The organism is Rhodococcus sp. NPDC056960 (assembly GCF_042674125.1).
In the GTDB taxonomy this organism is placed as follows: domain Bacteria; phylum Actinomycetota; class Actinomycetes; order Mycobacteriales; family Mycobacteriaceae; genus Rhodococcus_F.
Window position 1 is genome coordinate 19,128 of sequence record NZ_JBHURF010000038.1, and the last position, 25,014, is coordinate 44,141.

28 protein-coding genes, 1 tRNA gene and 1 pseudogene are annotated in these 25,014 nt (G+C 66.8%); 14 read left to right on the forward strand and 16 right to left on the reverse strand.

Annotated features, from left to right (window positions below; genetic code table 11):
* The first annotated feature begins 4 nt into the window (after positions 1-4).
* From ACFTWF_RS39685 to ACFTWF_RS39700, 4 genes are all read left to right on the forward strand, one after another.
* On the forward strand, positions 5-1,039 hold the full coding sequence (locus ACFTWF_RS39685; RefSeq protein WP_378466555.1) for an enoyl-CoA hydratase/isomerase family protein: 1,035 nt from the start codon (positions 5-7) through the stop codon (positions 1,037-1,039).
* 40 nt (positions 1,040-1,079) lie between these two features.
* Positions 1,080-1,895, forward strand: a complete 816-nt coding sequence (locus ACFTWF_RS39690; protein ID WP_378466556.1) for an enoyl-CoA hydratase/isomerase family protein — start codon at positions 1,080-1,082, stop codon at positions 1,893-1,895.
* A gap of 108 nt (positions 1,896-2,003) precedes the next feature.
* The gene (locus tag ACFTWF_RS39695) at positions 2,004-2,171 is read left to right on the forward strand and encodes a hypothetical protein (RefSeq protein ID WP_378466557.1); all 168 of its coding nucleotides are present in this window, start codon (positions 2,004-2,006) and stop codon (positions 2,169-2,171) included.
* Positions 2,168-2,575 carry an acyl-CoA thioesterase gene (locus ACFTWF_RS39700; RefSeq protein WP_378466558.1) on the forward strand — a complete coding sequence of 136 codons (408 nt, stop codon included), beginning with the start codon at positions 2,168-2,170 and terminating at the stop codon, positions 2,573-2,575. The genes ACFTWF_RS39695 and ACFTWF_RS39700 overlap by 4 nt, the downstream gene beginning before the upstream one ends.
* Before the next feature lie 275 nt (positions 2,576-2,850).
* On the opposite strand, the gene ACFTWF_RS39705 is transcribed toward ACFTWF_RS39700, so the two are convergent.
* Positions 2,851-3,495 carry a phosphatase PAP2 family protein gene (locus tag ACFTWF_RS39705; protein ID WP_378466559.1) on the reverse strand — a complete coding sequence of 215 codons (645 nt, stop codon included), beginning with the start codon at positions 3,493-3,495 and terminating at the stop codon, positions 2,851-2,853.
* A gap of 172 nt (positions 3,496-3,667) precedes the next feature.
* Here ACFTWF_RS39705 and ACFTWF_RS39710 point away from each other — a divergent pair, with 172 nt between their 5' ends.
* Both ACFTWF_RS39710 and ACFTWF_RS39715 read left to right on the forward strand, forming a co-directional pair.
* Entirely contained in the window at positions 3,668-4,051 is a 384-nt protein-coding gene (locus tag ACFTWF_RS39710; protein WP_378466560.1) for a BlaI/MecI/CopY family transcriptional regulator, read from the forward strand.
* A 13-nt stretch (positions 4,052-4,064) separates the two neighbouring features.
* On the forward strand, positions 4,065-4,988 hold the full coding sequence (locus ACFTWF_RS39715; RefSeq protein WP_378466561.1) for a M56 family metallopeptidase: 924 nt from the start codon (positions 4,065-4,067) through the stop codon (positions 4,986-4,988).
* Between the two features lie 156 nt (positions 4,989-5,144).
* On the opposite strand, the pseudogene ACFTWF_RS39720 reads toward ACFTWF_RS39715, so the two are convergent.
* Together ACFTWF_RS39720 and ACFTWF_RS39725 are read right to left on the reverse strand one after the other, a co-directional pair.
* Positions 5,145-5,695: pseudogene (locus ACFTWF_RS39720) on the reverse strand (MFS transporter); the annotation flags it as partial.
* A 38-nt stretch (positions 5,696-5,733) separates the two neighbouring features.
* Positions 5,734-6,174: a Chromate resistance protein ChrB gene (locus tag ACFTWF_RS39725; protein WP_378466562.1), complete on the reverse strand. Its 441-nt coding sequence runs from the start codon at positions 6,172-6,174 to the stop codon at positions 5,734-5,736.
* Here ACFTWF_RS39725 and ACFTWF_RS39730 point away from each other — a divergent pair.
* Complete coding sequence (locus ACFTWF_RS39730; protein WP_378466608.1) at positions 6,144-6,341, forward strand: hypothetical protein; 198 nt, start codon at positions 6,144-6,146, stop codon at positions 6,339-6,341. The two genes, ACFTWF_RS39725 and ACFTWF_RS39730, sit on opposite strands and share 31 nt — an antisense overlap.
* Before the next feature lie 123 nt (positions 6,342-6,464).
* Here the strand turns inward: ACFTWF_RS39730 and ACFTWF_RS39735 are convergent, their stop codons facing one another.
* The 5 genes from ACFTWF_RS39735 to ACFTWF_RS39755 form a co-directional block, all read right to left on the reverse strand.
* A complete protein-coding gene (locus ACFTWF_RS39735) occupies positions 6,465-7,805 on the reverse strand; it encodes a PucR family transcriptional regulator (RefSeq protein WP_378466563.1) in 1,341 nt (446 codons plus the stop codon).
* 205 nt (positions 7,806-8,010) lie between these two features.
* On the reverse strand, positions 8,011-8,874 hold the full coding sequence (locus ACFTWF_RS39740; protein ID WP_378466564.1) for a dioxygenase: 864 nt from the start codon (positions 8,872-8,874) through the stop codon (positions 8,011-8,013).
* A 37-nt stretch (positions 8,875-8,911) separates the two neighbouring features.
* Positions 8,912-9,733 (reverse strand): citryl-CoA lyase, encoded by an 822-nt coding sequence (locus tag ACFTWF_RS39745; RefSeq protein ID WP_378466565.1) that lies wholly within the window; start codon positions 9,731-9,733, stop codon positions 8,912-8,914.
* The gene (locus ACFTWF_RS39750) at positions 9,730-10,929 is read right to left on the reverse strand and encodes a CaiB/BaiF CoA transferase family protein (RefSeq protein ID WP_378466566.1); all 1,200 of its coding nucleotides are present in this window, start codon (positions 10,927-10,929) and stop codon (positions 9,730-9,732) included. Before ACFTWF_RS39750 ends, ACFTWF_RS39745 begins: the two co-directional genes overlap by 4 nt.
* Positions 10,930-10,979: 50 nt before the next feature.
* Positions 10,980-12,194 carry an acyl-CoA dehydrogenase family protein gene (locus tag ACFTWF_RS39755; RefSeq protein WP_378466567.1) on the reverse strand — a complete coding sequence of 405 codons (1,215 nt, stop codon included), beginning with the start codon at positions 12,192-12,194 and terminating at the stop codon, positions 10,980-10,982.
* A 250-nt stretch (positions 12,195-12,444) separates the two neighbouring features.
* On the opposite strand from ACFTWF_RS39755, the gene ACFTWF_RS39760 reads away from it, so the two are divergent.
* Genes ACFTWF_RS39760 through ACFTWF_RS39770 form a run of 3 tightly spaced genes read left to right on the forward strand, consistent with a single transcriptional unit; the run spans position 12,445 to position 15,074 of the window.
* Complete coding sequence (locus ACFTWF_RS39760; protein ID WP_378466568.1) at positions 12,445-12,990, forward strand: flavin reductase family protein; 546 nt, start codon at positions 12,445-12,447, stop codon at positions 12,988-12,990.
* On the forward strand, positions 12,987-13,412 hold the full coding sequence (locus ACFTWF_RS39765) for a nuclear transport factor 2 family protein (RefSeq protein ID WP_378466569.1): 426 nt from the start codon (positions 12,987-12,989) through the stop codon (positions 13,410-13,412). The genes ACFTWF_RS39760 and ACFTWF_RS39765 overlap by 4 nt, the downstream gene beginning before the upstream one ends.
* A 15-nt stretch (positions 13,413-13,427) precedes the next feature.
* Positions 13,428-15,074 (forward strand): CocE/NonD family hydrolase, encoded by a 1,647-nt coding sequence (locus tag ACFTWF_RS39770; protein WP_378466570.1) that lies wholly within the window; start codon positions 13,428-13,430, stop codon positions 15,072-15,074.
* A 697-nt stretch (positions 15,075-15,771) separates the two neighbouring features.
* Here the strand turns inward: ACFTWF_RS39770 and ACFTWF_RS39775 are convergent.
* Entirely contained in the window at positions 15,772-16,998 is a 1,227-nt protein-coding gene (locus ACFTWF_RS39775; RefSeq protein WP_378466571.1) for a hypothetical protein, read from the reverse strand.
* A gap of 369 nt (positions 16,999-17,367) precedes the next feature.
* Positions 17,368-18,084 (reverse strand): hypothetical protein, encoded by a 717-nt coding sequence (locus ACFTWF_RS39780; RefSeq protein WP_378466572.1) that lies wholly within the window; start codon positions 18,082-18,084, stop codon positions 17,368-17,370.
* Between the two features lie 317 nt (positions 18,085-18,401).
* Here ACFTWF_RS39780 and ACFTWF_RS39785 point away from each other — a divergent pair, with 317 nt between their 5' ends.
* Positions 18,402-18,602 (forward strand): HNH endonuclease signature motif containing protein, encoded by a 201-nt coding sequence (locus tag ACFTWF_RS39785; protein WP_378466573.1) that lies wholly within the window; start codon positions 18,402-18,404, stop codon positions 18,600-18,602.
* A gap of 411 nt (positions 18,603-19,013) precedes the next feature.
* On the opposite strand, the gene ACFTWF_RS39790 is transcribed toward ACFTWF_RS39785, so the two are convergent.
* The 6 genes from ACFTWF_RS39790 to ACFTWF_RS39815 form a co-directional block, all read right to left on the reverse strand.
* Positions 19,014-19,256, reverse strand: coding sequence for a hypothetical protein (locus tag ACFTWF_RS39790; protein ID WP_378466574.1), 243 nt, complete (start codon positions 19,254-19,256; stop codon positions 19,014-19,016).
* A gap of 121 nt (positions 19,257-19,377) precedes the next feature.
* Entirely contained in the window at positions 19,378-20,028 is a 651-nt protein-coding gene (locus ACFTWF_RS39795; protein ID WP_378466575.1) for a hypothetical protein, read from the reverse strand.
* Positions 20,029-20,247: 219 nt separating this feature from the next.
* On the reverse strand, positions 20,248-20,595 hold the full coding sequence (locus ACFTWF_RS39800) for a helix-turn-helix domain-containing protein (protein ID WP_378466576.1): 348 nt from the start codon (positions 20,593-20,595) through the stop codon (positions 20,248-20,250).
* Positions 20,592-21,101 (reverse strand): hypothetical protein, encoded by a 510-nt coding sequence (locus ACFTWF_RS39805; protein ID WP_378466577.1) that lies wholly within the window; start codon positions 21,099-21,101, stop codon positions 20,592-20,594. Before ACFTWF_RS39805 ends, ACFTWF_RS39800 begins: the two co-directional genes overlap by 4 nt.
* An 86-nt stretch (positions 21,102-21,187) precedes the next feature.
* Positions 21,188-21,258: transfer RNA gene (locus ACFTWF_RS39810), tRNA-Gly, on the reverse strand.
* A 96-nt stretch (positions 21,259-21,354) separates the two neighbouring features.
* Positions 21,355-22,179, reverse strand: a complete 825-nt coding sequence (locus ACFTWF_RS39815) for an oxygenase MpaB family protein (RefSeq protein WP_378466578.1) — start codon at positions 22,177-22,179, stop codon at positions 21,355-21,357.
* 94 nt (positions 22,180-22,273) lie between these two features.
* On the opposite strand from ACFTWF_RS39815, the gene ACFTWF_RS39820 reads away from it, so the two are divergent.
* The 3 genes from ACFTWF_RS39820 (at position 22,274) to ACFTWF_RS39830 (ending at position 25,000) form a co-directional block, all read left to right on the forward strand.
* Positions 22,274-22,897: a TetR/AcrR family transcriptional regulator gene (locus tag ACFTWF_RS39820; protein WP_378466579.1), complete on the forward strand. Its 624-nt coding sequence runs from the start codon at positions 22,274-22,276 to the stop codon at positions 22,895-22,897.
* A 9-nt stretch (positions 22,898-22,906) separates the two neighbouring features.
* Positions 22,907-23,476, forward strand: coding sequence for a dCTP deaminase (dcd, locus tag ACFTWF_RS39825; protein ID WP_185728118.1), 570 nt, complete (start codon positions 22,907-22,909; stop codon positions 23,474-23,476).
* Positions 23,477-23,599: 123 nt separating this feature from the next.
* On the forward strand, positions 23,600-25,000 hold the full coding sequence (locus ACFTWF_RS39830; protein ID WP_378466580.1) for a hypothetical protein: 1,401 nt from the start codon (positions 23,600-23,602) through the stop codon (positions 24,998-25,000).
* Positions 25,001-25,014 lie beyond the last annotated feature (14 nt).

Sequence of the window (25,014 nt, forward strand, 5' to 3'; positions counted from 1 at the left end):
AACCGTGACCACCGCAAGGCTCACCCAGACCGTCCGCGCCGAGCGGCGCGGCGACATCGGGGTCATCACCCTCGACCGCGTCAAGGCGCTCAACGCCCTGACCACCGAGATGGTCGAGACCCTCGACACGGTCCTGGCAGAGTGGGAAAAGGCCGGGCTGCGTGCCGTCGTGCTCGACAGTGCCAGCCCGAAGGCATTCTGCGCGGGTGGGGACATCCGTGCCGTCCAGGAGAACAGTCTGGCCGGCGACGCGGAGGCGAGCGAACAGTTCTTCTCCACCGAGTACCGTCTCAACGCCCGCATAGCCGAGTACCCGGCACCGTTCGTCTCGCTGATCGACGGCATCTGCATGGGCGGCGGGATGGGCCTGTCGATCCACGGGACCTTCCGCGTCGTCACCGACAAGGCCATGCTGGCTATGCCGGAGACGGCGATCGGCTTCTTCCCCGACGTCGGCGCCAGCTACTTCCTCTCACGCCTACCGGGGGCCCTCGGCCCGTATCTGGGGCTGACCGGGGCGCGGATGTCGGCGGCCGACGCCCTCTACGCCGGATTGGCCACCCACTACATCGACTCCGGCACAATCGGACTCGTACCGGCGGCCCTCGTTGATCACCCGACCCGACCGGTCGACGAGATTCTGCGCAGCCTGACGCCCGGTCCGTCACCGGTCGCCGCCAGCACCCTCGCCGTGCACCGCAGTGAGATCGACTGGTGCTTCGGCGCCGACACCCTCGCCGAGATCGACCAGCGTCTCGCCGCCACGCGCGGCGAGTGGGCGGCCGACACACGCAGCGTGCTGGCCCGGCTGTCCCCGCAAAGCCTGCAGCTGACCCTCGAACTGCTGGCCTGGGGTAGACAACGCAGCCTGCGTGAGTGCCTCGACGCCGAACTCGTCCTGACCCGGGATGCCATCCGCACCCCGGACTTCATCGAAGGCATCCGCGCCGCTCTCGTCGACAAGGACCGCAACCCCCAGTGGGCGGCCTCGCGTTTCCTCGGCCACGACGCCGACGGCCGACCCCGATGGATGCAGTGACCCTCTCTTCCAACAATTTTCGACAAAGGACACGATTGACATGTCAGATGTAGTGCTCTACGAAACCAACGGCCCGATCGCCACCATCACCCTCAACCGACCCGACAAGCTCAATGCCCTGAGCACCGAGGTCGTCCTCGAACTCGACAAGCGCTTCGCTCAGGCCGGCGCCGACGACTCGATCAAGGTCGTCCTCCTCGCCGCGAGTGGCCGCGCGTTCTCCGCCGGCTTCGACATCAACGACGAGATCGAGGACGGCACCGAGACCCCGCTCGAGTGGCAGCCGGTGCTGCGCCGCGACGTCGACGTCACCATGCGGGTGTGGTCCTGCCCGAAGCCGACCATCGCCGTGGTCCAGGGCTACTGCCTCGCCGGTGCCTGCGAGATCGCGATGGCCTGCGACATCATCGTCGCCGCCGAGGACGCAAAGTTCGGCGAGCCCGAAATCCAGTACGGCTCGGGACCGGTCACCTTGCTGATGCCCTTCATCCTCGGGCAGAAGAAGACCAACGAACTGCTCTTCACCGGCGACAAGATCAACGCCGAGGAAGCACTCTCGCTCGGGTTGATCAACAAGATCGTCCCGCTCGACGAACTCGAATCCGCCGCTCGTGAGCTGGCACTGCGGATCGCCCCCACCCCGTTGCCGATCCTGCGGCTGACCAAGCAGGCCCTCAACCGGGCGTACGAGGCCAAGGGCCTGCGCACCGCGGTCAACGCCAACGTCGACATCTCGGCGATCCTCAACGGCGCCAACACCCCGGAGCAGCAGGAGTTCGACAAGGTCGCCGCCGAGAAGGGCCTCAAGGCGGCACTCGCCTGGCGCGACGAGCGTTACGGCGCCGTCAAGGCCTGACGCCGGGACTGCCATCGGGGCCACTGTCAATCACTGTGACCCCGATGGCTTCCGGTGTCTCCCCGGACCTCACGACAGTTACCCGGGACGCGACCACAGAGGAGGAAAATGAGTCACCGCCACCTGACCGCAGACCTGGTGATCGCGGGCCTTCCCGTCCTATCCGCTGGTGCCATGATTCTTCATCACGCCATCCCCGCACTCGGCACCTACTGGGGCCACCAAACCGGCGGCCGAGTCCCGAAGGCACCGCACACCTGGCAGCCCGGACAGTGACTCCCCACTTCGGGCTGACGTCCACGATCCCGCTGCGGTGGCGCGACCTCGATGCGCAGCAGCACGTTTTCCACGGAGTCCACGTCACCCTCTTCGACCAAGCCCGGGGCAGAATGCTCGCCTCGGCACTGAGAACTCCGGACCCGGTCTATGCGATCGCCCGCCTGGACCTCGAATACCTCCACCAACTCGGCCTCGACGACTCACCCGTATCCGTGACCTCGACCGTCGTGACCATCGGTACAACCAGCATCACCACCCAAGAACGCATGACCAGTCGGCACGGAACCGAAATCGCCTGCGCAACCACCGTCCTCGTGTGGCTAGACGAGACCATGTCCAAACGTGCTCTCACATCCGGCGAACGAGTTGCGCTGCGCACCGCTCCTGCGGAAGCATCCTGATCGGGCACCGTGTCGGCGGGCCCGGCCGGGCCAATGCGACCTGATCGATCACCTGATGCGACGCCGGAGCAGTCCAGTTGGCGTAATCATGGTCATCGGGATTTCCTAATAGATTGTCTAGCAGCGCATTTGACGCGTGTCGATCTGCACGCGCGCGAGGTCGCGTTGCTCGATGTTGGACACGCCGAACGAATCCACCGCGCGGATCGCGGATCGAACGTGCAGGTCATTCCACATCGAAGCACGTCGACCGAGAACGACTCGGCGTAGAACGTTCACCGGGTCGTCATGAGCGGGCGCAGGGAGCTGGCGGCGAGCCTGGTGACGAGTGGTGTCGCGAATTCGCGGACAGCGATCGCCGTAGCGAGTCCGGCAGCAGTGCCGACGAGGAGGCCCACGAGGACGTCGTGGGGGTAGTGAGCGCCGACATACACCCGCGAAAAACCCATGATCGCTGTTGCGGCGGCGGCAATGAGCCCGAGACGCCGATCGACCAGGAACAATGCCGTGGCCATCGCCGCGGCGACGGCGGTGTGGTTGCTCGGGAAGCCGTAGTCGCTCACCTGCGGGCAGGCTTCGAGCAAGAACGCGTCGGGCAGTCGATAGCAGGGCCGGGGTTCGGCGACGAGGGATTTGACGACGTCGTTGACCAGGAAGGCTGTGATCGCGGCGACCGGTACTGCGAGGGCGGCAGTCATCATCGTTGTGTCCGCGCTTCGTGCACGCCACCAGCCGACGACGATCAGGGCCGCGAACAGGATCATGCCGTAGCTGGAGTAGTCCACCATCGCCGTGTTCAGCCAGTGGGTGTCCCGAGCGAAGTTGGTGACGTCAGTGAAGACGGTGTCGTCAAGGTGTGACTGGGTGACGACCTTTTTGGGCAGATGGGAGCCGATGAGCCCCGAAATGGCGGTATCCATGCGACTCCTCAGGATCTACTACAAAAGATGTAGAAGTTCTACACGAGCAGTAGAAGTTGTGCAACGTGTGCCGGACCCGTGGTTCTACACTGTGGGTCGATGTTGGTGCGGCGGAATGGTGACGGACATGGCCGGTGAGGGGCGTGAATCGGCGGGCAAGGAACCTGTAGGGGTGCCACGCCGGAAGTCTGGTGAGCTGTCGAGCCTGGTGTTGAGCGTGCTGCGGGAGCGCGGTGACGCGTTGACGCCCGGGGAAGTGTCGGACCGGTTGAGTGAGGGTGGCGCGGGGGAACTGGCGTACACGACGGTGGTGACCATCCTGTCGCGGTTGCATGCGCAGGGCTTGGTGGATCGGTCCCGCCGAGGCCGCGCGTATGCGTACCGAGCGGTTGCCGATCCCGCGCAGCTGGCCGCCGGGCGGATGCGGCGGGTTCTGGAGTCCGAGCACGACCGGCAGGCGGTACTGGCGAACTTCGTCAGCGACCTGGCCCCCGGCGACGAGAGCCTGCTGCGGGAGTTGCTCGGCCCCGACCTGTCCGGCGAGCCGGACGAGTGAGAGGAGGCGTGTCGTGCACTACGCCGTCTACCTCCCGCTGATCCTGTCGATGGTGGCCGCTGTGGCGGCCCGGTGGCCGGCGTCCAGGCTCGAGCCGCACCTGGCGACGTGGCTGCTGACCGCCACGGCGGTCGCCCTGGCTGCCCTGTCCGGGATCGCGCTGGCGCTCCTGACGTCAACGCTCATCGGCCAGATCCCGCCCTTGGCGCATGTCGGCCGCTGGTCGGCGCAGATACTGCGCCAGGACAATCCGGCCTCGCTGACCGCCGCGCTCGTCGCCGGAACGCTGTTGACCGCGGCGCTGGCGGCCTCGGCCCGCGTGCTGCTGCTGCGGGCTCGCGCGATCCTCGACGCCGCCCGCATGGCACGTGATCTGTCGACGGCGCACGACGTCGTCGTGGTCGATGATCACGCACCCGACGCCTTCGCGGTGCCCGGGATGCCCGGCCGGATCGTCGTCTCCTCCGGCATGCTTGCCGCTCTCGATCCCCGAGAGACGCAGGCACTGTTCGCCCACGAACGTGCCCACCTGACCGGCCACCACCACCTGTTTGTCGGTCTGACCGATCTGGCGGCCGCCGCCAACCCTTTGCTACGTCCCCTCGCGGGCGCGGTGCGCTACACGACCGAACGCTGGGCCGACGAGGACGCCGCCGCCGTGGTCGGTGACCGGCGCCTGGTCGCCCGCACGATCGGCAAGGCGGCGATCGTCACCCGCCACCACGATCGGCCCGCGGCAGCGCTGGCGCTCACCGGCCGCGGGCCGCGCCGGGCCGGGCCCGTTCCCCGCCGCGTGTCGGCCCTGCTGGCCCCGCCCCCGAACCAACGCCGCATGCTGCCCGCGCTGGCAATCGGTCTCCTCGCGATCGCGGCGTCCGCGACCTTCGAAGCCACCCGCGATCTGCACGCCCTGTTCGAACTGGCCTCTCTGCCCTAGCGGGCGGGCGGAGTGGCCAGCTCGCTACCTGTCACGGTGTGGCGGTGCCGGAGGGGTTGTTGCGGCGTCCACGGCGGAACATGACCGCGGGTGCGAGAAGGGTCAGTGCAGCGAGTGCGGCGTATCCGGCGGCCAGGGTGACGGTGGCCGCGGTAGCCGCGACTTCGGCAGCGGCGCGAGGGCGGGTACGGCCCCCGCCGCCCAGGCTGCGACAGCCGCGGATAGCCCCGCCAGCACGGCGAACAGCGTGACCAAACCGCCGGCCCATACGAGTGCGCCGCCGAGGAGCCGGCCGAGGGTGTAGCCCAGGCTCTTGGCGAAGCCATAGATGCCGAACGCGCGCCCGTGAGCGGCGACCGGGTTCACTCGGGCGACAAGAGCACCGGCCGCGGGCGAGAAGGCCGCCCCGCGGCGCCCTGGACCAGGCGGGCGAGCCAGAGCCACGCGGAACCGTCGACGACCACGAAAGCCAGAGACGCCACGCAGAATCCGACCAGGTCGCCGACCAGTACGGGGCGGGCTCCGATGCGATCGGCGAGGGTGCCGAACACCGGTTCGAGGAGCACCTCCGCGCCGTCGCAGAGGGCTAGCAGCACACCGAGATAGAGCAGTGAGGTGTGCAGGTCCGAACCTGCGCTGCCGAGATTGGCGGCAATGCCGTGGGCACCGAACGCGGTGGTGAAACCTGCGGCGTAGAGCGGCCACATCCGAGACTGCTCCACCTGGTCAGGGGAACTGGTGGCCGTCACCGGGCGCCGCCGTCCTCGGGCAGCGTGTGCAGAGCGGCCATCACCTGCTCGGCGTCGTCCTCGAACCGGGTCACGCACTGCTCCAATTGGGCTCGGGCCTCGGTAGCGTTCGCGGCACCGAACACGTCCCCTGCCTGGAGATCACGGTGCCACCGGCGCAGACTCTCGAGGCTCTTCTCGTCCTCTTCGTGTTCGGCGAGGGTGAACTTGCCGATCCGGATCTCCTGGTCCAACTCGGCTTCGTACTTGCCGTCCGCGAGGAACTCGGCCCAATCCGCTTGCCGGGCCCGGTGAACATTGCCTCGAACCGGGCCCCGGCGTCGTCGGTCGACCTGGTCGCCTGCAGGGACCGCACGATTCTCCCCGCGGCTGACCGGTCGACGGCGGCCGGTCGAGATAGGGCCGGATGGATGCTGACCCGTTTCGGAAGGCGACAAAGGCTCACATCTTGATGGTGCCGCCCAACCAACAGGTTCGCAGCTGCACCGACGATTACGACATCGACTACCCGACTGCCATCGCCGGCTACGACGATGATGTCACTGCCGCGATCGAATGGTCCCCCGATCTCGACCGGTCGTGGTTGAGGCGCTCATGGGCCTGACGCGCACGGCGAACCACGACAACACGATCTCGTCGGGCTTCGAGAAGGACCAGGTCGTGGGCGTTCTGCTTGCTCTACGCGACGGTCGGGTGCCGATGGAGGGTGGGAAGCGGTGGATCCGCCTCACGAGGATGGGGTGGTGGTCGGATGCAGGACTGTGGCGCCGAAGCGGTCGGCGAGGATCAGTGCGGTGTGGAGTTGGTAACGGCGGGTGGTGATGTCGTAGCCGAGGAGTTCGCCGGCGCGTTTGACGCGGTAGGCGACGGTGTTGCGGGAGACGTGGAGACGACGGGCTGCGTCCAAGGGGCTGCTTTCTTCGTCGAAGTAGCTGAGCAGGGTGCTGCGGAGGTCGGCGGCGTGGGTGGTTTCGGCGGCGAGGGGGCCGAGTTCTCGTCGGACGAAGTCACGTGCGGTGGTGATGTCGGTGGTCAGCATCGCGGGAATGGCGAGGTCGGCGTAGGTGGTGGCCCAGCCGTCTCTGCCGGGTGTGGAGGCGCGGGTGGTGCGTTCGGTGGCGACGGCTTCGTGGTGGGATCGGCGGAAACCGTCGATGCCGAAGGCGGGAGTGCCGGTAGCGATGCGGATGTCGTGTTGGGCAGGTCGGGCGTCGTCGAGGGAGACGGTGGGGTCGAATTCGCGGCGGCTGCCCCAGGCCCAGAGCCGGCCGGCGCCGACGGGGACGACGAGGCGGTGGGTGGCACCGAGCCGGGTGAGGACTTGGTGGGCGGCGGTTTGCAGTTCGGAGGTGTCGGAGCGGTTGCGGGTGGGTTCGTACCAGAGGGTGGCGGCGATGTTGTGGCGGGTGAGGTCGTAGCCGAGGACGTGGTGGGCGTCGGTGGTGTCGGTGAGGTCTCCGTTCAGGATTTGGCGTACGGCCTCGTCCCGGGCGGCGGCAGCGCTGGCCATCCATCGGTCGCGTTCGCTGATGTATTCGCCGGCCATCTCGCCGGAGAAGTCGTCGATATAGTCGAACAGGACGTCGGTGATGGTTTGCATTTGATCGGTACGTTCGGCGGCGGGGACGAGTTCGCGGCAGGCCGCCATGAACGCTTTGGCCATCTGGGCGTGCCCGAGCCGGATGCCGCGCAGCACTCGGTCGAGGGAGACGCCACGACGGACGAATTCGCGCACGCCGACGAGTGCTTCGTCGGTGATGGCGGGGAACGATTCGGCGGTTCCGCTGATCCAGATCAGTGACCGCAGGGTCGATGATTCGGTGCCCATGCGCAGCGTGTCGAACTGCTCGGTGCCGCCGCCGAGTTCGGGGATTTCGACGATGATGCGGGTGGCCATGGAATGACCGACCTCGCAGGCCCATTCGACTGGGCCGAGCCCGACTCGGTCGATGGCGTCGGCGACGGTCGCGGCGGTGCTGGCAGGTTTTGGTGCGGTGGCGTGTGCGCGCAGGTTCCGCAGCCAGGGCCGGGTCCAGGTACCGGGGGCCGCTGCAGTGGGATCAGGCATGCCGGACTCCGTGCCGGGTGTGGGTGCCGGTGGGTGTCAATGTCAGCCTGACTACTCGTACGGTGCGTGGTTGTTCCTGGTATCGATGATGCCGCGACCAGGGGTGGGGCGTTGTGGAATGTGGAACTCCCGACCGGGGGTCACGCCGATGCCGGCCGAGGCCACCCACTGGCGGCGGTGTCCGGGCCGGCGGGGCGGGGTGATGTCAGTGGTCTGGTTGGAGGATGAAGTCGTAATGGGCGACCAGGAACGGGGTGTCCATGGTCTTGCCGTCGGGGCTGGGCCCTGCGGGATGTTCGATGAACGCGGTGATCAGCGGGTCCTTGACGCCGAAGACGACGTCGGTGTCGAGATAGTCGGTGTCCTCCTGGAAAAGGTGGGTGATGAGCCTCTTGTAGCCAGCTTCTTCGAACATGAAATGGATGTGCGCGGGCCGGTATTCGCTGATCTCGGTGTTCGTCATCAGTTTCCCGACGGGGCCGTCCATCGGGATGGTGTAACCGAGCGGGGCGATGGTCCGCACACAGTAGGTGCCGTCGGCGCGGGTCTGGTACTTCGCCCGCAGCCGGGCCTCGTCGATTTCGGGCATTTGCGCCTCATAGGTGCCCTCGGCGTCGGCCTGCCACACGTCGAGGACGGCGCCGGGGATCGGGGCGCCGGCGGTGTCGGTGACCGTGCCCGTGACGAACAGCGGGGTGCCCGTGATCCCTTCGGACATGTCGAATCCGAACGGGGCCGCGGGAGAGTCGTCGATGTGGAAGGGGCCCAGGACGGTGGCCGGGGTGGCCTTCTCGTCGAAGCGGTTGTTCATCTGCACCACCAGCATGCTCAGGCCGACGACGTCGGAGGCGAGGATGAACTCCTGGCGTTTGTCGTTGCTGATCTGTCCTGTAGCCGTGAGCCATTCGATGGCGGCCATCCACTCCTGGTCCGTGAGTTCCACTTCGCGGGCGTAGTCGTGGATGTGCCGGACGAGAGCGGTCATCAACTCGGCCACTCGCGGCGAGTGGGCAGTGGACCAGCGTTTGATGGCGAGGTCGGTGATGTTGTCCTCGTTGACGAAGGCCATCGTCGTCTCCTTGATTGTTTCTCGATGAGGGTTGTGGTCAGTGGGCCGGGTCGGCGGCGGTGTCGGGATCGACGTAAACGGCGCCCCGGTCGATGCTCATGTAGATCTGGTTGGCGATGGGGTTGCGGCGTTCCTCGGCGATCTGCCCCAGCAGTCCGGCGCAGCGGGCCAGCAACGCGAAGCCGCGCAGCAGCTCCACGGGCAGGCCCAGGTCGGCCAACGCTGCACCGCAGACGCCGGCGCCGTTGAGCGGGAGCTTGCGGCCGACGCCGCGTTCGCTCGTCCGGCCGATCGCCTCGAACAGTTGCAGGTGCGGGCCGCGCAGGCCCTCCTCGGCGGCGATGCCGATCAGCACCGGGGTGCGGGGGTCGCCGTCCTTGTGGTTCGGATGTCCCAGGCCCGGAACGTGTTTGCCGAGCTTGCGCTGCCGGGCGATGGCGTCGAGGGCCATCTGATCCCACTCGTCGTCGGTGCCGGGAAGCTCGCCCTGGTGCGCCTCGATCGCGGCGTGGAGGAACTGACCGCAATCCTCGGTGACACCGAGGAAACGGGAGCCACCGCCCAACAAACCGGCGGCGATCGCGCCCTGCAGCGAATCGGGGGCACTGAGGTAGGTGACGCGGGCAGCGATAGCGGTGGGCGTGAAGCCGTGGTCGGCCAGGGCAACGAGAACCGATTCGAAGACCCGCAGCTCGCCGGGGCCGGGCCGGCGCATCGCGACCAGCCAGAAGGCGAGTTCCCCGAAGCTGACCTTGCCCATCAGGTCGCCGGCCAGGTCGTGGCCGAGGAGGTTGATCTCGGTGGCGGTGGAGGTGCCCAGCGACGTCGGGTACTGGGTGGTGTGGTCGGTGGTGGTCATGTCGCTCCGTTCGCGGCGGTTGCCGTGGCGGCCAGCCAGGCTCGGATGTCGTCGGTGTCCTGGCCGAGGGTGGGCGGCGCCAGGTCGTAGCGGGGTTCGATACCCGAGAACGAGATCGGGTTACGAACCCCGGGTACCGTGTGCCCGGCCTGCCCGACTTCCACGATCGGTCGCAGTCCGAGTTTCTCGGCGTATTGCACGCCCTGGGCGATGCTGTTGATCGGCCCGTTCGGCACACCGACCTCGTTGAGTTTGGTGAACCAGTGCTCCGCGGACTGGGTTTCGAGCCGCCCGACGAGCAGCGGCCGCAGTTCCTCCCGCCGCCGGGTGCGGTCGGCGTTGCGGGCGAAGCGGGGGTCGTCGGCGAGTTCGGGAACGCCGAGGACCTCGACGAGTTTGCGGAATTGGCCGTCGTTGCCGGCGGCGATGATCAGGGCGTTGTCGGCGGTGGGCAGCGGTTCGTAGGGGAACAGGCTTGGGTGGGCGTTGCCCATCCGGTTCGGGGTGACCCCGCCCGCGACGTAGGCGGAGGTCTGGTTGACCAGCCCGCTCATCGCCGACGCGAGCAGGCTCGTTTCGATGTTCTGGCCCTTGCCGGTCATCGACCGGTGCCGCAGGGCGGCGAGGATCCCGATCGTCGAATGCAGTCCGGCCATCACGTCGAAGACGCTGATCCCGGCGCGGTAGGCGGGCCCGTCCGGGTCTCCGGTCAGGCTCATCAGCCCGGACATCGCCTGCACGATCAGGTCGTACCCGGGCAGCGACGCGCCCTCGGCGGAACCGAATCCGCTGATCGAGCAGTAGATCACCGTCTCGTTGCGATCGCGGACCGAGTCGTAGCCGAGACCGAACCGGGTCAGCCCGCCCGGTTTGAAGTTCTCGATGACGACGTCGGCGCGGGCGGAGAGGGCGTGGGCGACGGCAAGGTCGTCAGTGTCCTTGAAGTCCAGGACGATCGACTTCTTGTTGCGGTTGATGGCCGCGTAGTAGGTGGAGACGCCGTCGGGGCGGACCGGGGGCACCCAGGATCGGGTGTCGTCTCCGCCGGGGCCTTCGACCTTGATCACCTCGGCGCCCAGGTCGGCGAGCAGCATGGTGGCGTAGGGGCCGGCGAGGACCCGGGAGAAGTCGGCGATCACGATGCCGTCGAGGGGGAGGGACGGCGCCGGGCCGGAGCCGCAGTGGGGGATGCTCACGTCGTATCAGTCCTTGAAGTTCGTCGCTCGTGCGGGCAGGGAAGGAAGCGTCAGATCAAGGGTGTGATCTGCTCGCTGACCCCGATCAGGGCGCGCCCGTAGGCCTCGGCGGCGATCGCCGGGTTGACCACGGCGTGCCGGGATCCGGTCTCGAGGTCACGCCACTTGAGCTGCAACGGACTGACCTCGGCGAAGCTGCCTGCACCCTGGACGCTCAGGAGCAGATCCATTGCTTCCCGGGCACGGGTGGCGACCACCCCGACGTCCATCCGCGCACGGGCCCGGGTAGCGAAGTCGAGGTAGTCGGTGGTTCGGGTGGCCGCGTCGATGTCGGCGGCGGCCCGGAAGCAGTGCAGCGCGGCAGTATCGATCAGCGATGCCGCGTGGGCCATGTTGAGCTGGGTGGATCCGGAGTCGGTGGACTTGTCGTAGAAGGTGTACGAGATGCCACGGCCCTTGGCGAGTGACTCCTTGACCAGCTCGAGGGCGCCCTGCGCCAGACCGAGCTGCGGTCCGACGAGTACGAGTGAGAGCACCGGCACGAACGCGGCCCGGTAGAGCTCCTCGTCCTTGTGCTCGGTCGGGTACACCCCTTCGATGGCCTTGGTCACCGACAGGATGCGGTGGGTGGGGACGAACACCTCGTCGGCGACGAGGGTGTTGCTGCCGGTGCCGCGCATCCCGGCGACGTACCAGGTGTCCTCGACGGTCAGCTCGCTCATCGGGATCAACGCCATGCCCTGGTCGATCTGGGTGCCGTTCTCGTCGACGACCGGCACGCCGAGCATCGCCCACTGTGAGTGCAGGCAACCGGAGGCGAAGCCCCACTTGCCGGTCACCACCAGACCCCCGTCGACGGCCTCGGTGGTCGAATTCGGTGCGACGACACCGCAGATCCGGGCCTCGGGGTCGGTGTCGAACACGTCCCGCTGCGCCTGGTCCGGGTAGAGGCCGATCAGCCAGCCGCACACGTTGATCAACGTCGCCGCCCATGCGGTCGACCCGCAGGCCTGACCGAGCGTGGAGGTGACCTTCAAGAAGGTGGTGAAGTCCACCTGGTGGCCACCGAACCGGCGCGGCACCGACAACGTGAACAATCCGGCGGCCGCGAGCGCCTCGATGTTCTCCTCCGGGACCCGCCGTTCGGTATCGGCACGGAAGGCATTCGAGCGCAGCAGGTCTGTCAGCTCGGCGGCGCGGCGGGGCAGCTCGACGGACAGATCCACGTCCTCGGTGGTGGCGGGGAGGTCGGTCGCAAGAGTCATGGGGAGTTCCTTCTTCATCGGGCAGGAAATGCGGTGCGCATCACATACTTCGTTCCCGGTGGCTCTCCCGGCTTGTGCTCATCCGCCAAAGATTGGAACGGAGGTGGGGTTCCTCGCCCAGTGGCGGCACCGTTTTGAGCTCTGAGCACAAAGTGACCCACCTCACTGCGTCTCCGCGCACAAGCGTCAAGGGGGTGTGGCGCGCTTCACTATCGGTATTCGAACGGTTTCCCAGAGTCGGAGAAGGTAGATGTCGCTCACAGTCACTCACCCGCACGCGGTCGACCCGTCCACGCTGCGCCGCACCCTCGGCCGGATACCCACCTCGGTGGCCGTGGTGACCGCCGCCGGCGCGGACGGCCCGATTGGAATGACCGTGGGATCGTTGACCTCGGTGTCCTCGGACCCGCCGCTGGTCGCGTTCTTTGCGCTCGCCACTTCCCACACGTTTTCGCAGCTGCGTTCGCTCGATCAGTTCTGCATCAACGTCCTCGCCGAAGGGCAGGGCGACGTGTGCTTCGGATTCGCCGCCCGGACCGGAGCGAAGTTCGAAGTTGGGCAGTGGGAACGCTGCTGTTCGGACGCCCCCCGCCTGCACGGGGCATCCGCGTGGATCGAATGCACCCGCGAATCGGTCTTCGAGGCCGGCGACCACCTGGGCATGTTGGGACGCGTCCACCATGTCGACTACAGCGACCACCGGCCGCTGGTCTTTCACCGCGGCACACTCTCCCGCCTGCATCCCGGTGCCGCCCGCGACATCTGCTCCACCCGGCTGGACTGGTGGACGATGTGACCGACATCGATCTCGGCGCCCTCGGCCTCCACGTGCACAACCTGCTCGGCACCTACGCCGAGCACGCCGGCAACCGCGACGCAAACGCTGTCGCCGCACTGTTCGACTACGCCACAGTGGAATTCGCCGGCACCGCCCTGCGTGGCCGCGACGCCATCAGCGCTCACTACACGGCACTGTTGGCCACCGCACCCCCGAGCCGACACCTGCTCACCAACACCATCATCGACGTCACCGGACCCGATCAGGCTGCCGCCCGCTGCCGTTACTCCCGCTGGTCCATCGACCCCGACGCGACCCTCCTCGCGATCGGCGACTACCGCGCCACCTTCATCCACGACCACAACGAGTGGCGTTTCGCCTCGTTCGCGGTCGCCCGCGCCTGGCAGCTCCCGACTCCCACTTACTCCACCACCAACTGACCGGAGGAACTTCCCATGACCACCCACACCGACAACGCCGTCGTCTTCGCCCCCGGAAACCCGCCGGAAGAGGCGGGCTGGCCCGGACCCGACTACAGCCGCGAGATCGACGGCGACATGCTGATCGAACGCAACGTCGCGGTCCCGATGCGCGACGGCCTCACCCTCCTGGTCGACCTTTACCGCCCGAAGGACGCCACCACCGACCTGCCGACCCTGATCGCCTGGGCGCCCTACGGAAAGCACGGTGCCCTGAACTATGCCGGCTGGCCCGGCCACGACGTCGACCTCGATCAGTTGTCGAAGTACACGGCCTTCGAGACCCCGGACCCCGCGTTCTGGGTCGGCCACGGGTATGCCGTCATCCTGGCCGATGCACGAGGTTCCTGGGGTTCGGAAGGCAACGTCACCATGTTCGGTCCCGAAGAGGTCGACGCCTGCTGCGATCTCGTCGACTGGGCCGGCGAACAGGTCTGGAGCAGCGGCAAGGTCGGCATGGCCGGGGTGTCCTGGTACTCGGTCATCCAGTGGGCGGTGGCCGCTCGCAGGCCCGCGCATCTGGCCGCGATCAACCCGTGGGAGGGATTCTCTGACCAGTACAAGGAGGTCGGCACCCACGGCGGTATCCCCGAAACCCAGTTCACCACCGCGCTGGCCCCGCTGATCGCGAATTCCCACGGCCAGGTCGAAAACGTCCTCGCCAACGCGATGAATCACCCGTTCTACGACGAGTACTGGCAGTCCAAGGCCCCCGACCTGACGGCCATCGAGGTCCCCGCCTACATCGTTGCCAGCTGGTCCGACCACGGCCTGCACACCCGCGGCACCCTCGAAGGGTTCCGCAAGGCCTCCTCACCGCGGAAATGGCTCGAGGTCCACGGCCGCAAGAAGTGGGCCTACTACTACGACCGGGCGAGCCTGGCCCGCCAGGTCGCGTTCTTCGACCACGTGCTCAAGGGTGAAGACACCGAGGTCACCGACTGGCCTCCGGTGCGGCTCGAAATCCGTGACCGCGCCTACACCGGCACGTGGCGCGACGAAACCGAATGGCCACTCGCCCGCACCGACTACACCCCGCTGTACCTCGATGCCACCGAGCGCACCCTGGATGCTGCCCAGGCCCCGACCGCCGCGACCGCCCGCTACGACGCCCGCGAGGGCAGCACGAGTTTCGAGCACACCTTCGACACCGACACCGAGCTGACCGGCTACGCGAAGCTGCGGCTGTGGGTCGAGGCCGAGGGAGCGAGCGATCTGGATTTGTTCGTGGCCCTGCAGAAGATCGACCGGGACGGCAACATCGTGCACTTCCCGTTCTTCTCCACCTTCGACGACGGCAACGTCGCCCTCGGGTGGCTGCGCGCGAGCCGCCGCGAACTCGACCTCGACTCCACCGCCGAACAACCCCGCTACACCCACCAGAGCGACCAGCCCCTCGCGCCCGGGGAGATCGTGCCCGTCGACATCGAGATCTGGCCGGCCGGAACCGTATTCCACGCCGGTGAGTCGCTGCGACTGCTCATTCAGGGCCACGATGTCAACACCTACGCCCAGAGGCTGTTCGCCCAATCACATGCCTTCACCGTCAACGCCGGCACCCACATCATCCACACCGGCGGCGATTACGACTCGCACCTGCTGCTGCCCGTAATCGCGAACTGACCCGACACGCGGGCCAGGTTCGTCCGAGGTTTCGGGATTCGCCGCTACCCCTGCTTGCCGGGTTCACCCCCGATGCGTCGAACCTGCTGATAGTGCACGACGGTTCACCCGCCACGCCGATACCCCGGCAGTCACCGGATCCGGTAGATAGCTACCCTGCCCCGGCTGCAGAATCCACGGATTCCGCAGCACGGCGGCGGCCAACCCACGAATTCGAGTCGCTGGTAGCCCACGCATGCGCAGCGGACGCCGCCGTGCGGTCCGGAAGCGGCTGGATCGTGGCCCGTCGAACGAGGCGATCCGGCTGACGAGCGCCGACAGGAGGTGCAATCCGCGCCGGAATGAAATCGCGGGCCAGTAGGTGAACACAACGTGCACGAATGGGTGAACACCCTGTGAATGAATCGTGGAGCCGATGACGGGAATCGAACCCGCGTATTCAGCTTGGGAACCGCTTGTGCATGTCGAGAGTAGTCGCCGGTAGACGCCCTATTGTGGTGTCTAGCTGCGCAAATGTACTACGACGCTATACAGAGGTTTACAGCGCTACGCATGATCAGCGTGGGCACACAGTGGGCATGAAATCCGCGTTCGACGGGTGTGCGCGGCCGCTAGTGTCCGGAGGGGTCGGACCACTAGCAGCCGCGTTTCCCGTGGCGATCCGCGCAGCGCGGGCGTACCCAATGGCGACGAGGATTTACGCGGAGAAGTGGGTTCGCGGACCAGCCGCATTGACGGCCCTGAGGCCGAGCATGATCTCGAACCGTGTGACCCAATCACCCAGTTCAAGCAATCCCGGCAGTGCGGACAGGAAGAGTGCATTGCCCGCCTTGTCCATCGAACCGATTCGACCGATGACGGGTAGGCCTGCTAGTTCCGCTGTGTCACATGACGCGATGACTGTCCCCAAGAACGGTTCGGTCATCTCGACTGGACCCGAAGCCAACTCGACAATCGCTCCGCCAGTCGGGGCGAATAGTGCGTCTTGCGGGTTCACGGGAGTTGTGTCCGCCGATACTGCAGCGATCATTTCGGAAAGGGCGCCCTCTGCCAGCATCTGGAATCCCCCAAGCATGAGCCCCCCGGACTTGTGCCCTACTCCGAGGTGCTTCTCCATCAATTGCCTGACGTAGAGCCACAGGTCGTTGAGTGACTCCTGCAACTGCTTGCGACTCTGCTCATCTTGTGGAAGGTGGTACGGCCGTCCCTGCTTCGCGTGCATAAGGCCGGAGCGCGCATCGCCGTACATGTTCGTATAGACCCAGTCGACCGGAGAGGCTTCTCCCTTCGGTGCCAGTGACGCAACGGGAACCAAGGTGTTGGCGACTCCCAGTGCAGCCTTAAACCACACGCCCTCGCCCTCGTACCGTCCCTTCGCTGTCGTCTGTCGGGGGCGAATATCGCTCAGCAGCGCCTCGAACGCGAGAAACATGTTTCGATACGAATCGAATAGATACTCTGAGGTACGGGACATTCGAATGAACCGGAATGCGTCATGCTTCGTCGCTGACGGGAGATTCGGGGGGACTACGTTGCCGGCAGCGTCTTTCACAACCACAGTTGCCGAAGAATGCGAAAGAGTCGTCGAGACCGCGTTGGCTCGAACGACGACACCCGCGTCGTCAGCCCACCACACCAGGCAATCGTCTTGAGCATCTCGGATCGCGACGTCACACAGGCCTCGGGCGGACATATAGTCCAGGCCACGATTCGCCGCCGTCAGTGCGGCATCGTAGGTCTCGTTGAAGCTCTGCCCAGCAGACCCGTACGCGACAACCGCACTCACTCCTCTAGTTACTTTCACTGTCCAGCCGTCGAGTTCGATCTCCGCATCTTGAACTGGTCCAGTGCGAAGGACGAACACAGCGCCATTGCGCTCAGTGTTGCTTTGAAGGGTCATTTCAGCGAATCTGCCTACGGTCATCACAGGCACGTTACGGTGTCGCAGGTTATCGTGAGTGCCGTCCGGCCGCGCGGAGATCTTGGCCGTACAGCACGTCGATGGCCTTGTGTGCACGGTGCAGGAATTCACCCCTAGTGGTTTGAAGGCGCGGGGCCGATATGCGCTGTCCCCGCCCGACTGTCGGCCAACGGGATGGCGAGCTTCCTGAATCTGGTGGCATACCCGCTCCGAGCGCGGCGAGCTAGCTGTTCACGGCAACTGTAGACGGTCCGGGTCGGACTGCTCGCGGGGTCGACCTTGCCTGGCGGAGTCGATCCTGCCGCTGTCGGTCAGTATTCAGCCCTAATGGGGTCGATCGCCATTCGGCAGGGTGTGACGCCGCGCGGAGGGTCACCGGGCGGCGCGCAGTCGCTGGCAGGCCGTGACGACGTCCCGGCCGCCCTTGCCGATCGTCTGATAGTCGGTCCACGCGCGGGCGATCGGTGCGGGCGGATCGGTTGGCAGACCGGCCCGGCGGGCGGCGTGTTCGAAGCGTTCGGCGCGGATCGCGTACAGGGTCCGCAGTGGCTCGACGTCGCGAACCAGGTTCGATGCGGACCGCTCGACGTCGGTAGTCCAGGCGTCGACGGCGGCCCGGTAGGCGTCGGCAGCCCGGCCGCTGGATTCGACGACCTGGCGGGCGGCGTCGAGCGTGGCCGGTAGCTTCGCGGGTCCCAGCGGCGGGGCGGCGGGTTGGCGGCGCAGTTTGCGGTCGATCCGGGCGGCGCGGGACAGGATCGCGGCCAGGGCGCGGCGTTCGTCGGCCGGCATCGTCGTCATATCTGCCGGGGCGATCGTCGGGCGGGATAGGCCAACGTGACGCAGCAGATCCATCAGACGCGGCCCGTCATGGACGGGCCCGGCCGCGTCGTGCATGGACCGGCGGGCGGCAGCGATCGTGGCGTTCCCTGGCGGTCGCGCGGCGATCGTGGCGAACGCGTCGACGGCGGCCCGGTCGGTCGTGAGTTGGCCGGTGGCGGCGTCGAGTGCCGCCGTGAGGGTGGCAGCGATCTGGGATGCGGACCAATTCGCGCGGATCGGGTACAGGGCGGCGTGCCAATCATTCATCGCTGTTGTTCCTGTCTTCTCGGCGGATTGTTGTCGGTGGCGTGTGGTACCGATCGCGGTATGACGACCAGGGGCGGCGGAACACCTCGACGTAGTGCGGCGGACCCGGTTCGGCGTGGTCCGGGCGGCCGGAACCGGAACGTCGACATTGCGAACAACTACGACCCGAAGATCGATGCGGCCGGGCCGCAGCGCGTGCTGCGGCCCGGCCGGCGCCGGAACAGGCGGCGATCCTGGCCGCGAAGCGCCGACACTGGGATCGAATCTCTCGCCGCCTGAGGCCGATTGTCCTGGCGGAGTACGGCGAACTGTGCTGGTTGTGCAAGCGTGCGCCGGGAGTGACGATCGACCACGTCACGCCCCTGTCGAAGGGCGGCGCGGTCGACGATTTGGCGAATCTGCGGCCTTGTTGCTCGAATTGCAGCTACCGACGCGGCGACATGGACGCCGATAGGTTCCGGGCGATCCTCCTTGCCGAACGTCCGAAGGTCACACCGTCCCGAAACTGGTTCGGATAGCGCGGTTCCAGTGACCCATCTCCATATCCATCGGTTGTCATCAAATCGTTTGTGTGTCAGTGCATTTTGTTGGATAGACCCCGGATTTTGACCCCCCTTGTGGAGTATTCCCCGGGAAAATTTAGATCGGCGGCGCGGGGCCGACTGTCTGCCTGTGTCAAAAAGATAGCCGCAGGTCAGAGCGCTGTTCGATCCGTTGGATGTTGTTGTGTCAGTCGACTATTCGTTCCATCGTTCCATATTTGAATCTAATTGCACAACAGTGTGGTTCGGCATCACTTGTCGTGCTCGGCAGGTATGCGCAGACGGGGCGCGCGGCGACGTGCGAAGTCGTCGAGTTCGGGTGGCCGATCACCAGCAATCACCCCGCCTGGGAGGTCGGCCGGCCGCGCACGACGGGCACGACGCCCCTCACAGCGACAACCGGCGTTCGTTGCCTGCGGCCCCAGAATCGGCCCTCGGGTCGCGGTCATCGCCGGAACGGACATCGGCGACGAATCCCGTTAGGGGATCGCCATTTTCGTCGAGCGTGGCCGGATTGGGCACCAGGACACATTGCCTGAGTAATCGCCAGTTCTTCGCCTGCCACCTACGCAGGCGCGGATCGGGCGGCGCATCGCCACCGATGCCGACCATCGCCCCGGAGTTGTTCACGGTCGCTTGGCCGGGACCGGTCGAACCCGGCCCGGACGTAACCACACCCCCCGAATGGGTGTACCTACGCGCGGGGAGATTTGTGCGGTTTTCGCTGGTCAGAGTTTTGAGTGTCCGCCGCTTATGGCGGACAATCGTCCGCCACGTCTGGCGGATACCTGCACCCGTCGGGAACCGGGTTCGACGCCTGTATACGGCTGTTCTGGGCTACGCGGACACGGGCAAGTTCCGCCTTGTGTTCGGTGTCGTCGACGGGTCGCGTCCCGGACGGGCGGGGCGGGTGCCGACGCGTCCCGGTGCGGGTGTCGGCGTCGTCGCGGCGGTGTCGTTGGCGAAGCCATGCCGCTCTCTGTGTCAGGAACGCGTCGGCGTCTTCGCGGTAGCCGTTCCCGACTATCGCCGCGTACATGCGACCAGGGGACGACCACACCGCGCGTTCGCCGGCCGTCATGTCGGGCAGCAACCGGCGGACGGCGGTATTCCGGTTCGCGACACCCGCGCGGGACACGGCGAATCGGCGTTCGACGCCGGGCCGGCCGTGGGGCGTGTTGTGCGCAAGTACGAACGCGTGGGCGGTGCGGCCGTCGAGCACGCCTAACCGGGTGAGTTCAGCGATCGCCCGTTCGGCCACGCGTCGCGACTGGTGGCCAGCCGCTCGGCAGGCGTCGTCGGTCGTCGCGGTGATGCTGTCGACCGACAATGCGACCAACACGGCCCCAGTGCCGGCTTCGACGTTGCCGGGATTGGCAGCCAGCAGGAACGCGTGCAACACGGGCGCACCTACCGCACGCCGAATCCACCTGTTGAGGTGCACGGCGTCGAGCCGACGCGGCAGCAGATCCACCAACCGCCGCACGGTCGCGTGATAGTCGGCGTCGAGCTTCTACGGTCGGCGGCCGTCCACCGCCTCGGCCGGGTCATGACCGGCCGTCACGGGTAGCTGTGTCGACGTGGTGGAAGGCGTAGAGCCGCGATCGTTCCCGATGCCATTTCAGTTGGCCCCTTTCGTCCAAGCCTGGGCGCGGGCGTCGCGTTCCGGATTGCGGGTGCCCTTCTTCCGGGTGGCGTGGTTGGCCGGGTCGCGCGGGTGCACGGTCGTCCCCTCGGACGTGTCGACCGGAATCATCATTGCTTCGATATCCGACAATCGAATGCGATTAGTATTGCGGCCATTAACAATTCGATAGATCGTGAGGTTGCCGGTCAAGGCGAGTTTGTGCAGTGTCGCGCGCGTGATGTTCAGGTACTCGCAGGCTTCCGCGATCGTCAGCCAGCGATCGGCGATCAGACGCGGGTCGATGGGTTCGGTCGTTGCTGGGTCGATGGTCGGTGCGGTCATCGGTTGTAGTTGTCCGGGCGGATCAGCGAGCCGACAGGGCGAACGTGGGCGGCGCGGCTGGGGCCTGGGTGAGCGAACCATCGGCGGATCGTCGGCAGGTCGAGGCGGCCGACGTCGAGGGCGGCAAGGTGGATCGTGCCGCCGGTCGGATCGGTCAGGTCGACGTCGGCCCACCGGGACAGTTGGTATTCGTACAAGTCGCGGGTTCGTGGGGACAGGTCGCGTGTGGCGATCCACTCGCGCGCGTATCGGCCGAACGTGATCGAGGCGGCGGCCGGATCGACCCACCGGCCGCGCAGCATGGCGGCGCGGGTGTCCGACAGCCAGTCGTCGGCGGCGCGGCGGGTGTCGAAGGTGTGCGGTGCGGCGTGTCGGGAACCGTCCGGCGTCGAGTAGCGCGCTTGCCACTTGCCGGACAGCAGGCGGCGAAGGGAACCGAACGAACGGGGCGTCGTGTGGGCATGGAATCGGGATCTTTCCGGTCGGCGTGGGCACATAGTGGGCACGGCGACGCATTCGCGACGTGCCTTGTACCCGCTGCCGTAACGTCGACCCCGCATGAAATGCGGTGTGACCAGCGGTGTTCCGTGAGAGCCGATGACGGGAATCGAACCCGCGTATTCAGCTTGGGAAGCTGATGTTCTGCCATTGAACTACATCGGCGCGCACGATATTGGGCGCCCGTAGGCAGGCCCAACACCCTGCGGCGGAAACAGTATCAGATGGTGATCCGGACTACCCGGGCACACGCCCGGAGTGTCATACGAGGGGTTTGCCAGTCCGCATTCTGCGTCGCAGATCGCGCATCAGCAGGATGTAGGGGAGTTCGCGGATGGTGACGGGGATGCGTCGGCTGACGGCGCCGATGGTGCTCATCGTCCGGTCGAAGCGCCGTTGATCCTTGTCGGTCCAGGTGAGGTGCATCTGGTCGCGGAACAGGGGTGGGAGGAATCCGGTGGTGAAGAACAGGTTGAGGCGGCCGAAGAGGCGGGACACGACGGCGGGCATGAACTCGACCTTCGCGACGGATAGGAGGTACTCGCGAATGGTGTCGTCGATCGACACGTCGGCGAGCGACTTCTCCCAGTATTCGTCGAAGGCGGCCCGGTTCTCGGGCCACATTTCCTTGGGTACCTGCAACGTGGTGCCGAAGGTGGCCCCCTGCTGGTAGAAGTATTCGCTCTCGGTGGCGGTGAGTTCGCCGTGCATGGCGCGGTGGACGTCTTCGAACCCGCGGTAGATGCAGGCGGCGACCCACAGCTGCAGTTCGGGGTCGAACGCGTCGTACTGCACGGGGCTGTCGGGCCCCGAATTCACCTTGGCGTGGGCGCGGTTGACGCCGTTGCGGAACTGGGCCTTCTCTTCCTCGGTGCCGCGTGCCGCGACGACGAGGTAGGTGAGGGTGGTCCGGGTTCGTTTGATCGGGTGCCGAAAGATCTGTCCGCTTTCGACGCGGCTTTCCACGACGCCGTATCCGACGGCGGGGTGGGAGAGCTGCATGATCACGTTTGCTGCGCCGGCGAGCAGGCCGGCGCCGTCCATGACCAGATCGAGTCGGTCCGGCACCTCGAGTGATGTCGACATGTGCACTCCTGTCGCAAGCGGTGAATTCCCTATCTGAATACGACCGTACTCACATATATGTGAGGAGTCCAGAGTCAAGTGCGAAGATGTTTCCATGGCAATCGCGTCGGACAGGGTTTACGGCGGCCAAGAGGGTGACCAGCGTCGATCGGAACGACGCGGCCAGCTCATCGAGGCCGGACTCGACCTGCTCGGCAGCGCGGACGGCGACCACGCCCTGACCGTGCGCGGAGTCTGCAAGCAGGCCGGACTGGCCACCCGCTACTTCTACGAGAGCTTCCCCGACCGCGACGCGCTGACCGTGGCCGTCTACGACCACGTCGTGGAACGCATCGCCACCAGCACCCTGGACGCCGTGACGAACGCCGGGCCGGGGGAGCGCGAGATCGTCCGGGCGGGGGTCCGCAACATCGTGCGGGAAGTCGCCGAGGATCCACGGCACGGCCGGCTCATGTTCTCGGTGGCGCAGTCGAGCGCGGTGCTGGCGCAGCGTCGCCTGGACAGTTCGCGGCTGTTCGCCGGCCTGGTCACGAAGCAGACGGTCGGGTATTACGAGGTGGCGGAGAGCCCGCGCCTCGACCTGGCCGCGCACTTCATGGTCGGCGGCCTCGCGGAGACCCTGACGGCGTGGTTGAACGGGACCGTGACCCTCCCCGAGGACGAGCTCGTGGACATCTGCACGGAACTGCTGCTCTCGATGGCCATCCACACCCGTTAACCTCTACGTGTGCTCCTCTCCGATCGCGATCTCCGTGCCGAAATTTCCTCTGGACGTCTGGGCATCGACCCGTTCGACGATTCGATGGTCCAGCCCTCGAGCGTGGATGTGCGCCTCGACAGCCTGTTCCGGGTGTTCAACAACACCCGCTACACGCACATCGACCCAGCTCAGCGGCAGGATGAGCTGACGACGCTGGTCGAGCCGGCGGAGGGGGAGCCGTTCGTTCTGCACCCCGGCGAGTTCGTTCTCGGGTCCACGCTGGAAGTGTGTTCGCTGCCCGACGACCTGGCCGGACGCCTCGAGGGCAAGTCCTCGCTGGGCCGCCTCGGTCTGCTGACGCACTCGACGGCCGGGTTCATCGACCCCGGTTTCAACGGGCACATCACCCTCGAACTCTCCAACGTCGCGAACCTGCCCATCACGCTCTGGCCGGGCATGAAGATCGGGCAGCTGTGCCTGCTGCGCCTGTCGAGCGCGGCGGAGCACCCGTACGGCAGCTCGGCCGTCGGGTCCAAGTACCAGGGCCAGCGCGGTCCGACGCCGTCGAAGGCCTACCTCAACTTCGCGCAGCGCTGAGCCCGCGCGGGCGGCCACATCGGTGCAAACCGAGTGGTCCGCTACTCGTGTGCATTGCGGCGCGGAAGAGAAGACTGGGATTCGAAGCCGCCCTCTCCTGGGCGTTCGATCCCGGAGGCCGCCATGAAAGACGTAGTCGTGTTGTTGCCGGGCATCGGCGGGTCGGTGCTCGCCCGCGACGGCAAGGACGTGTGGGCGCCGACGCCGGGTGCCGCGCTGGCGGGCGTGCTGTCGCTGGGCGGGAACATCAAGCGTCTGCGCCTCGACGGAGACGATCCCGACGTCGACGACCTCGGTGACGGCGTCGTCGCCACCCGCCTGGTCCCCGACTTTCATCTGGTCCCGGGGCTGGACTGGAAGATCGACGGGTACACGAAGTTCCGCAACGACGTCATTCGGCGGTTCGGGGTGGTTCCCGGCGACAACTATTTCGAGTTCCCGTACGACTGGCGACGCGACAACCGGGTGGCGGCACGCGCCCTGGCCCGGCGGACCCACGAGTGGCTGGCGCGGTGGCGCGAGAAGTCGGGCAACGCGGACGCGAAACTCGTCCTGGTGTGCCATTCGATGGGCGGGATCGTCGCTCGCCTCTTCCTCGAACTGCTGGACGGCCGGCGCGACACCCGCACCCTCGTCACATTCGGCACCCCGTACTCGGGGTCGGTCAACGCGCTCGAATTCCTGGTCAACGGGTTCCGCAAGGGCTGGGGTCCGTTCACCGTCGACCTCGGCGCACTGATCCGCTCGTTCACCTCCGCCTACCAGTTGCTGCCGTCGTATCGGTGCATGGCGGGTGACGACGGGGCGTGGCTCGCACTCGACGACGACACACTCGACTGGTCGGGGACCGGTCTCGATGCCGACCGGATGGCTGCGGCGGTGCGCCTGCACCGGGATCTGCGCGAGACGATCAACGACCGGCTGAAGTCGGGCGACGACGGCTACGACATCCGCCCGGTGATCGGCGATTTCCAGCCCACCAAATGGGCCGCCCGGCTGGCCGGGAACCGGGTCGAGACGCTCACCGTGCGCGGACCGGGGGAGAGCGGCGGCGACGGCACCGTGCCGAAACTGTCGTCGATCCCGCACGAACTCATGACGGGATGGAAGAACGCGGCCTTCTTCAGCCAGAAACACGCTTCCCTGCAGAACGACGACCCGGTGATCGACCACGTCGGCGGCATCCTGACCACCGCAGTGCTCGCGCCCCCGAACGTGTTTCCGGCAGTGAGCGAATCGGTCGCGTTGGACGTCGACGACGTCACGACCGCCGAGCCGCTGGTGATCCGCGCCCGCACCGACGCCGAAGGGGCGCGGCTCGCCGCGACGGTCGAGCCCGTCGCGGGCGGCCCCGTCACGCAGCACCCTTTGGCGACCACGGTCGATGGCTGGCAGCAGACCAGTCTCGACGGGCTCACCGCCCAGGACTACCGGATCACCGTCCGCGCCCCGGGGGTGCACCCGGTCACGGACGTCGCGAGTGTGGTCGACCTCGACGAGATCGCCCGGTCGGTCGACGTCTAGAGGAGCGCGGAGAC